The sequence below is a fragment of the Maribacter sp. UBA3344 genome (assembly GCF_002362375.1).
Lineage (GTDB): Bacteria > Bacteroidota > Bacteroidia > Flavobacteriales > Flavobacteriaceae > Maribacter > Maribacter dokdonensis.
The window spans coordinates 121,292-127,871 of record NZ_DERI01000026.1 but is presented as its reverse complement, the minus strand read 5'-3'; the positions used below and the strand labels follow the sequence as shown (position 1 = coordinate 127,871).

9 protein-coding genes are annotated in these 6,580 nt (G+C 35.2%); all 9 read left to right on the top strand.

The annotated features are described in order from the left end of the window. Positions 1–411 precede the first annotated feature (411 nt). On the top strand, positions 412–1,158 hold the full coding sequence (locus B2Z27_RS16280) for a cyclase family protein (protein WP_210708413.1): 747 nt from the start codon (positions 412–414) through the stop codon (positions 1,156–1,158). A gap of 2 nt (positions 1,159–1,160) precedes the next feature. Then, on the top strand, positions 1,161–1,520 hold the full coding sequence (locus B2Z27_RS16275) for a DUF4260 domain-containing protein (RefSeq protein ID WP_058104020.1): 360 nt from the start codon (positions 1,161–1,163) through the stop codon (positions 1,518–1,520). Beyond that, entirely contained in the window at positions 1,513–2,139 is a 627-nt protein-coding gene (locus B2Z27_RS16270; RefSeq protein WP_058104019.1) for a DUF4230 domain-containing protein, read from the top strand. The genes B2Z27_RS16275 and B2Z27_RS16270 overlap by 8 nt, the downstream gene beginning before the upstream one ends. A gap of 54 nt (positions 2,140–2,193) precedes the next feature. Continuing rightward, the gene (locus B2Z27_RS16265) at positions 2,194–2,553 is read left to right on the top strand and encodes a Dabb family protein (protein ID WP_394332428.1); all 360 of its coding nucleotides are present in this window, start codon (positions 2,194–2,196) and stop codon (positions 2,551–2,553) included. A 10-nt stretch (positions 2,554–2,563) separates the two neighbouring features. Further along, positions 2,564–3,106 carry a GNAT family N-acetyltransferase gene (locus B2Z27_RS16260; RefSeq protein ID WP_286814437.1) on the top strand — a complete coding sequence of 181 codons (543 nt, stop codon included), beginning with the start codon at positions 2,564–2,566 and terminating at the stop codon, positions 3,104–3,106. A gap of 1 nt (position 3,107) precedes the next feature. Beyond that, positions 3,108–3,461, top strand: a complete 354-nt coding sequence (locus tag B2Z27_RS16255) for an MmcQ/YjbR family DNA-binding protein (protein ID WP_286814436.1) — start codon at positions 3,108–3,110, stop codon at positions 3,459–3,461. A 128-nt stretch (positions 3,462–3,589) separates the two neighbouring features. Continuing rightward, positions 3,590–4,207, top strand: coding sequence for an ExbD/TolR family protein (locus B2Z27_RS16250; RefSeq protein ID WP_286814435.1), 618 nt, complete (start codon positions 3,590–3,592; stop codon positions 4,205–4,207). A 4-nt stretch (positions 4,208–4,211) separates the two neighbouring features. Further along, positions 4,212–4,694, top strand: a complete 483-nt coding sequence (locus B2Z27_RS16245) for an ExbD/TolR family protein (RefSeq protein WP_276471491.1) — start codon at positions 4,212–4,214, stop codon at positions 4,692–4,694. 85 nt (positions 4,695–4,779) lie between these two features. After that, positions 4,780–6,552 (top strand): MutS-related protein, encoded by a 1,773-nt coding sequence (locus tag B2Z27_RS16240; RefSeq protein ID WP_286814434.1) that lies wholly within the window; start codon positions 4,780–4,782, stop codon positions 6,550–6,552. Positions 6,553–6,580: the final 28 nt, after the last annotated feature.

The following is a 6,580-nucleotide window of genomic DNA, read 5'->3' as shown; positions in this document are numbered from 1 at the left end:
CCTCGTAAATTCACTCGAAGAGACATTGGTGTTTGAAATAATCCGTTTGTAAATGTTGAAGTAAAACGAACTGTCAGTTCGAGTGTTTTCAACAAGAAAATGTATCGAGAACGAGTTTTGGAACACGCGCTTCTCGATACCAACCTCAACGGCGGGCAAGCAAATTTCCTCGTGCCTCGAAATTCACTCGAAGTGACATCGGTGCTTCAAATAACCTGATTATAATGGTTGAAATAAAATGTACTGTCAGTTCGAGTGATTTTTTATTGGAGTAAAACGGAAATGAAAAATTGTATCGAGAACGGGTTCGGAACGCGAATACTTATCTCATCAATATGCTTTAATCATAACCGCACAAAAAGTCGTAAATTTCTTATCTCAAAACAACCTTGTAATTTGAGCATAATTAGAATGAAAACTACCATTACCCACAATGCTAACCAATATCAAATTGACCTGTCTAAACCATTGGATATTTCTATTGCCATAACCAATAAAAAGGATAATGTCAACGCATGGTATATTGATGCTCCCAAAATAGAACCGCATCGGGATAAGGATTTTGTTGGTAGTATTCCTGCAGGTGCCAGTACTAACTTTTATGATATTTGGTTTAATCCGCATTCGCATGGTACGCATACTGAATGTGTAGGGCATATATCAGCTGAACATCAATCTGTAAACAAATATTTACAACAGTTTTTCTTTCTAGCGGAGGTCATTACTATTTCACCTTCAAAAGAAAACCAAGATTTGGTCATTACTAAAGAACAGTTACAAAAAGCCTTAGGTGGAACAGCTCCTAGCGCATTGGTGATAAGAACTTTGCCCAATACAGCTATGAAATTAAACCGACAGTACTCCAATAGTAATCCGCCATACATTTTAGAAGATGCCATGGTGTTTTTGAGAGAACTTGGTGTTGAACATTTACTAATAGATTTACCTTCTGTAGATAAAGAAAAGGACAACGGTGCTCTTTTGGCACACAAGGCCTTTTGGAATTTTAATGGGGAAGTAAGATTAAATGCAACGATTACAGAATTTATTTATGTTCCGGAATCGATTGTTGACGGTTCGTACTTTTTAAATCTACAGGTGGCACCTTTTGAAAATGATGCCAGCCCAAGCAGACCTGTGCTTTATAAAATTGAATGATTATGAAAAATTTACTGAAATTAGAGGAACTCGCCTTAATGGTTCTTGGTATTTTTATGTTTGGTCTATTAGGTTATCAATGGTGGTGGTTGCCGGTTTTGATACTTACTCCAGATGTTTCTATGTTAGGTTATTTATTGGGTGCTAAAATTGGGGCAATGTCCTATAACCTATTTCATCACAGGGGTTTTGCCGTGCTTTTGTATTTTGTGGGTATTTACTTTATGCTACCCATTGTTCAATTAATAGGTACAATTCTTTTTATACATACGGCTATGGACCGTATCTTTGGTTACGGACTTAAATACGATAAAGGGTTTAAGTTTACGCATTTAGGCGAAATAGGAAATAAAAATGGATAATATTTTTGATACGATTCTAGGTCTGGTTTTAGGGGCCATTGGTATGTATTGGCTCTTTAATTTTTTTAAGGGCAAGAAAAGTAAAGAGATAACAACACACCAATCTACCGTGTTGTTGGAAAAAATGAAAAGCGTTTGCAAATTGATTTCTGTAGAAGGCGAATTTGCCGAAATCTACAAATATGAAAATGTAAAGGATTTCATGAGTTTGGTAAGCAGTAAAAAGAAAGCACTTGTTGTTATAAAAGCGAAGGCCCATATTGGTTATGATCTAAGTAAAATACTAATGCATGCAGATGAGGGTAAAAAAACAATTATTCTTGATAATTTTCCTCAACCAGAAGTATTGAGTATTGAACCAGAATTGGAATTTTATGATATTAAAAGCGGATTTTTCAACTTCTTTGCTCCTGATGATCTTACAAAGTTGAACGCAGAAGCCAAGAGTCACATTAGAGAGAAAATACCGGAAAGCGGATTGATGGATACGGCCAGAAAAGAAGCCTTGCAAACCGTTTTGATTATGGAAAAAATTGTGGAAACTATTGGGTGGACACTTGATTATACGGCCCTAAAAATTCCACAAAAACAAATAGAACTATTAGAAGAAAAACAGTAATTAAAAATGAATTTTATAATGAAAAACGTAATTTGTATCCTTGTAATAACACTAATGACCACTGTAACTTTTGGTCAAAATGATGATAAAATGACAGAATTTGATGCTAATTTTTCCCATACTGTATTTTTTTGGTTGAAAAATCCTGATAATCAAGCAGACAGAACCGCTTTTGAAACTTCTTTGCGTAAATTTTTAGATAACTCTGGTTATGCGAAGACAAAATTTATTGGCACTCCTCCAAAGGCTAGTAGAGATGTAGTAGATGGTTCTTTTACCTATTCATTGATCGTAAGTTTTGATTCTGCGGAATCTCAACAAGCCTATCAAGATGAGGCTCCTCATAAACTGTTTATAGAAGAGTCGGAAAAGCTATGGTCTAAGGTAATCGTTTACGATTCCACAGGAATCTAAGATCGATATTATGGTTTTTAGAAAGGCTACTAAAGTTGATGTTGAGAACATTGCAACGTTACATTCCGTAAGCTGGCAGCAAAATTATAGAGACTCTTTTAGTGATCATTTTTTAGATCATCAGGCATTCGATAATAGATTGATTGAATGGAAAAAGCGCTTTGAAAATCCGTCAGATAATCAATTTGTTGTTATAGCGGAGGAGGATGACGTGGTTTTGGGTTTTATGTGTGCCTATTTCAATCATGATGCCCAATACGGTACATTACTGGATAATTTACATGTAAGCTTACATACTCAAGGAAAAGGTGTAGGTACAAAATTAATGGCCGCTTTAGCGGAAGAAATCCTAACGCGGAATAGTGAAAATGGTTTTTACCTATGGGTTTTAGATACCAACGCCGCTGCGATTTCCTATTATGAAAAAATAGGTGGCGTTGCTATGGAAACTGTTGAGTCTAATGATATTGGAGATAAGACTTTTTTAAAAATCAGATATTATTGGCAAAATGCCTCAGCGTTTTTAGAAAAGGTAAAATCCAAAAAATCATAAAATGAATGTTGAAGAATACCGGGAGTACTGCATAGCGAAAAAGGGTGTAACAGAATCCTTTCCTTTTGATGAGGTTACCCTGGTATTCAAAGTAATGGGCAAGATGTTCGCCTTATGTGGTTTGGATCATGTGCCTTTGCGTATTAACCTAAAATGTGATCCTGATAGGGCTATAGAACTTCGTGAAGAACATGATGGTATTATAGAAGGCTGGCACATGAGCAAAAAACATTGGAATACGGTCTACCTTGATAGCATCTCTAAAGACTTAACAAAAGAGCTTATTGACCATTCGTACGATTTGGTAGTTTCTAAACTGACCAAAAAGGTTAAGGCGGAGTTGGAGGGGTTGTAGTTATTGTTTATTTGACTAAATATTGAACTAGGAGGTCCCATTCCCTCACCCAAAGCAACCATTCCCTCATTCTTACTTTTTAATTTTTATTGGTTTGTAGTACTTAATAGTGTTTAAAACCACTGTTTATGAAAAACCATAGATCACCTCAAGAAGTAAATGCCGGGTCAATGGCAGACATCGCTTTTTTGTTACTCATCTTTTTCTTGGTCACTACTTCTATAGAAAATGATGCGGGAATCAACCGTTCAATGCCTCCGGATATTACGGACAACACTGTTGATATCAAAGAGCGAAACCTTTTTGAAATCAGTATTAACGATGTTGACCTTATCATGGCTGAAGATAATATTATAAAGCTTACTAATCTTAGAGAGAAAATAATTGCTTTCATTGATAATGGGGGAATGTCAATTGAAAATGAAGGGTATTGTACATATTGCAAAGGTAATCGGCTTGCAAATTCATCAGAGAATCCGGATAAGGCTATCATTTCCATTAAAACGCAACGTAATAGTAGCTATCCTGTCTATGTGTCGGTGCAAAATGAAGTAATAGGGGCCTATAATTTTCTTCGTAATAGAGAAAGTCTTCGTTTGTTCAATACCACTTATGAAACCATTTATTCTGATTATTACAATGATGAAATTAGTGAAGATCAAAAGATGATTTTAAAAGAACGACTTGAAGTTATTAGAGCGCTCTATCCGCAGAAAATTTTAGAACCAGAAACAGTAAATAACTAAGACCATGATAAAATTCAACAAATACAGATCTAGTAAAAGCTTACCTCCAGTATCAACAGCATCATTGCCAGATATTGTTTTTATCCTGCTCTTTTTCTTTATGACGGTTACCGTTATGAAGAATCAAAATTTATTGGTTGAGAATACGCTGCCAACGGCAACCGAAACGGAAAAATTGGATAAGAAAGATCGGGTGATTGAAATTTATGTAGGTAAACCTACTTCAGAAGCCAAGACCAATTTAGGTGATGAACCAAGAATTCAAATGGATAATAAATTTATTACCGTAGATGAAGTTGGTGATTATGCGCTACAAGCTTTATCGTCAATGCCACAGCATTTAAGAAGTGTGGCAACAGTTTCTATAAAAGCTGATGTAGGGGTTAAAATGGGTATTATAGAAGATTTAAAAAGTCAACTACGTATGGTGAATCTTCTGAAAATAAATTACACTACTTATGAGGGCGCCGTTACAGATAATCTATAGCAAGAAATGAGTATTATAAAACTACTTTCCATTTATAGAAACCATTTTCTAAGGTTATCTTTACCTTTTTAAAGGGTTTATTTGAATGAATAATTTACAAGAGTTTTATACCACTAAAGTAAACGGTTTTGAAAAACAGATCGAGGCACTGAACAAACAGTTATTTACGTTCAGTATACTTCGTTTACTAATATTTCTTGGGACCATTGTTGCCATATATTTCGCATCTGTAGATGCTAAATATGTCATTGGTGTATTGTGTGTGGGTATACCGTTGTTCTTGTATCTGGTGAGCAAATACACGAATCTTAAACATCAAAAATCAAAATTAGAGGCATTAAAGGAAATTAATGCGGTAGAGTTACAGGTGTTGAATAGGGATTATTCTAACCTTCCCAACGGAAAGGAATATGCTGACGATATTCATTATTTCAGTCAAGATATTGATCTTTTTGGCGAAGGTTCTTTTTATCAAGTTTCCAACAGAACAAAACTTGCCGAGGGTAGCTTGTTGTTGGCAGATATCTATAAGGAAAATTCCATAAATGAGATAAAGGAAAAACAAGAAGCTATTGCCGAGATAGCGGAGAAAGTAGATTGGAGGCAAGAGTTTTCAGCCATGGCAGTATTGACGAAAACAGAAACTTCTACACGTACTATCGCTACTTGGTTAAAGAACTATAAGTCCTTTGTGCCAAAGGCGATGAAATTTATTCCTTCCGTATTTTCTATTTTTTCAGTAACTATATTCATAGCGTACTTTTTGGATTATCTACCAGAATCAGTGTTGATAACATGGCTGGTTTTAGGAATGGTCATTGTTGGTTTGTTCACTAAAAAAGTGACCAATTTAGGTCAAAGTGCCTCAAAAATGAAGTCTACCTTTGATCAGTACAATCAGCTTTTGGCAATGATTGAAGAGACTGAATTCACATCAAATTTATTAAAGAGGCAGAAGGCGAATATTCTAAGTAATGGGGAGCAAAATTCTAAGGTGTTAAAGAAATTTGCTTCGTTATTGAGCAATCTAGACCGTAATAACAATCTATTGTATTTAATATTTGCTAACGGATTTTTTCTTCGTTCGTTAACCGATTGTCTTGCAGTTGAAAAATGGATCGAAGAACACGGTAAAAGCGTGGAAACCTGGTTCAATACTATCGCATTTTTTGATGCTTATAACAGTTTAGGGAACTTTGCTTTTAACCATCCAAATTTTACGTATCCTACAATTACTGGTGATGAGGTGGTGTTGAATTCTAAAAACGCAGGTCACCCCTTATTGGATCCTAAGAAAAGTATTTTGAATGATATTACTATAGAGGGCGGACAGTTCTTTATTATCACAGGAGCTAACATGGCAGGTAAGAGTACGTTTTTAAGAACGGTATCCTTGCAGATTATGATGGCGAATGTTGGTTTGCCCGTATGTGCCCAAGAGGTCAGTTATTCCCCTATAAAATTAATAACGAGCATGCGTACTACAGATTCATTGACAGATGATGAGTCTTACTTCTTTTCTGAGTTAAAACGATTACGATATATAGTAGATGAAATACAAGTTGACCGTTACTTTATTGTACTGGATGAAATCTTAAAAGGAACCAATAGTACTGATAAGGCATTAGGATCACGAAAGTTTGTGGAACGCTTGGTTAAGAGTAAATCTACAGGGATTATAGCCACTCACGATCTTAGTCTATGTGAAGTCGCCAATGAATATAATGCGGTTAAAAACCATTATTTTGATGCTGAAATCATAGATAACGAATTGCATTTTGATTATACGTTCAAAGATGGTATATGCCAAAATATGAACGCTTCTTTTCTGTTAAAAAAGATGGGGATTATTGAGTAAGAATATTTTATTCATAGATTTAGCGGTG